The 1935-nt window shown below is 62.6% G+C and carries 1 protein-coding gene; it reads right to left on the bottom strand.

Features of this window, described 5'->3' with window-relative positions:
* Nucleotides 1-88: 88 nt before the first annotated feature.
* Entirely contained in the window at nucleotides 89-1423 is a 1335-nt protein-coding gene (gene ltrA, locus ABZV34_RS38970; protein ID WP_356287876.1) for a group II intron reverse transcriptase/maturase, read from the bottom strand.
* Nucleotides 1424-1935 lie beyond the last annotated feature (512 nt).

The following is a 1935-nucleotide window of genomic DNA, read 5'->3' as shown; positions in this document are numbered from 1 at the left end:
CCGCCGAGTAGCCGAGGGGATTCTCACCCCTCGGCCCTCGCAGATCCGTACGTGACAATCTCTCGTCATACGGCTCTTGTCGTTCTGGTCACCAGACGCGCGGGGCATGGGTCGTCCAGACCCAGTGGGCGAAGAACCGAGGCCGTCGTGCGACAGCCTGGTTCCACGCCGTTTGGGCTTTCTTCCTGCCCCGCAGCCGTTTGTACTTCTTGCGCATCCACCGCATCACGTAGGCGTTGACGCGTTCCAAGAGAGGATGCAGGGCCGACTTGTAGAAGGCCCCGTAGTACGCCATCCACCCGCGAATGATCGGGTTGATGAACCGTGCGAGGTCCGATTCGGTCAGGCTGGTGCGGTGGTGCAGCCGCCAGGACCGCACCTCGGAACTGATCCTGCGCAGGGCTCCCCCACTGATCGCGGGCGTGAACGACCGGAACATTCCGCCGTCCTTGCGTACCGCGGAGCGTGTGCGGAAGGTGAAGCCGAGGAAGGTGAACTCGGTGTGCTCGTACGAGGCACGCCGGTTGGCATCCTGGCAGTACACGATCCGTGTCTTCTCCGGGTGCAGTTCAAGCCCCACCTCGGCCATCCGCTTCCCGATCGCCGAGAGAACGAAGCGTGCCTGGCGTTCGCTGACGCAGTGAACCACCGCGTCATCCACGTACCGTTCGAACCCGATGGCGGGAAAGTTCCGCGCCATCCAGGAATCGAAGGCGTAGTGAAGGAAGAGGTTGGCGAGGACAGGCGAAACCGACGAGCCCTGAGGCGTCCCCCGGTCCCGCTCGCGCCGTGTCCCATCAGGCAGTTGCAGCGGTGCGGCCAGCCATCGCCGCACGTACAACAGGACCCAGGACTGGGACGGATCAGTGTGGGCGGCGACCGCCTTGAGGACCAGATCCCACGGAACGCTGTCGAAGAACGCGCGGATATCCAGGTCGATGACCCAGTCCGCCTTCCAGCAGCGCTCCCGGCACCGGCCCACCGCGTCGATCGCCGACCGCCCAGGCCGGTAACCGTAGGAATCTGGATGGAAGACCGGCTCGGCCTTCGCCTCCAGCACCCCGGCAACCACCGTCTGGGCTATACGATCCCCGATCGTGGGCACGCCCAGAATCCGGACGCCCCCTTTCTTGGGGATCTCCACCGCACGCACCGGGGGCGGAAAATAGGTGCCGGAGGAGAGACGATTCCAGATCCGGTACAGATTGTTCTTCAGATCCTTCTCGAACTGTTCCATCGACACCGCATCCACACCCGGTGCACCCTTGTTCGACCTGACTTTCTCGTACGCCTCCCAGACGGACTGCTTCGAGATATCGAACGGCTTGCCTGATGCTTTCAACTCGTTCACGCGACTCCTCCCGGGAAACACCCGGTTGATCGAATAAACACAGTCACGAACGACCCGGCCCCTTCGCTCCACCCCGATTACAGGGGCTTCATCACTACTACGAGCCGGTCCGCCGGCGTGCTTGGCGTCGGTACTCAGTCCCTCACGGCTTCGGACCGCCCGGGACGCTCCCTCTCTCCCCGCTCACCAGCGGAGACGTATCCAAGCCCGCCTTCTCCTGTTCCGTACGAAGGCCGCAGACCGGGCTCGCGTCGCCTGTATGCCGGACACCGCCTGGCCAATAGACGGGCACCCGCCAGACTCATCCCGGGATTGCTTTGACACCCCGGTTCTGATGTCGTCTCTACGTTTCGACACGTCAGCAGCGATTCACTTGCGTTCGCCTTCCCGATCCCCACCTGACGTCTCAGCGGACGCCTTTTCCTCATCGTTCACCACGGCAGTCTTCAGCTAGCGCAGCATGAGGTGGTTTAAATTCTCCCCCCGCAGGGCGAATTTGAAGGGCCAAACCTTCATCCTTCGTACAGCATCGCTACAAGAAGAGTTCCTACATGCTTCTCCCTTTCGCGTTCAGGACACAACAA

Origin of the sequence: Streptomyces sp. NPDC005195, assembly GCF_040608315.1 — a bacterium.
In the GTDB taxonomy this organism is placed as follows: Bacteria; Actinomycetota; Actinomycetes; order Streptomycetales; family Streptomycetaceae; genus Streptomyces; species Streptomyces kaempferi.
This window is presented reverse-complemented; position numbering and strand designations above follow the sequence as displayed.